The 700-nt window shown below is 40.3% G+C and carries 1 pseudogene; it reads right to left on the reverse strand.

Features of this window, described 5'->3' with window-relative positions:
- A pseudogene (locus ACLN19_RS09115) lies at positions 1–632 on the reverse strand (IS3 family transposase); the annotation flags it as partial.
- Between the last annotated feature and the right edge of the window lie 68 nt (positions 633–700).

Raw genomic sequence — 700 nt, forward strand, 5'->3', positions numbered from 1 at the left:
GTCTTGATGAAATTGTCTGGCTAAGTGATTAGGAATCGGTGCCTCGTTCTTCCCTTTGGAGGATGGCTTGAAGGCTGCTTTTTGGTAAACGGACACCAAGTTGAGTCTCTTCATGATGCGACCAATCCGACGACGAGACAGGGTGATACCGCTACTCTCCAGACATTTCTTAATCTTTCTAGTACCGTATCTGGACTTACTTTCTAGAAAAATGTGCCTAACTCTTTTTTCAAGTTTTACCTCAGATACTGGCTCAGAAGCTTTGTAGTAATAGCTTGATCGTGGGATGTTTAGCCAACGACACATAGCTGAAATGCTGTATTTCTCCTTGTTAGCAGTGATTAGTTGCCTTTTTGTGCCATAATCACTGCCGCTTGCTTTAGGATATCTAATTGCATTTCTAGCTCTTTATTTCTTTTTCTTAGAGCAATGAGTTCACGCTGCTGGTCGGTTAGATTATCAACAGACTTGAAAGAACCCGTTGTTTTGGCTTGTCTTACCCACTTATCAAAGGTTGAAGGGGTCAAGTCATACTCTTTGATCAGAGCACTTCGTTTCATCCCAGCATTGTAAAGGTCCACGATTTGTTGCTTAAACTCATCAGTGAATTGGCGACGTACTTTTCTAGACATAAAATTCTCCTTTTTTCTTTAGTGTAGAACACTTTATAAATATTGTCTAGTTTAGTGTAACCGATTCA

The sequence above is a fragment of the Streptococcus lishijunsis genome, from assembly GCF_047290665.1.
Classification (GTDB): Bacteria; Bacillota; Bacilli; order Lactobacillales; family Streptococcaceae; genus Streptococcus.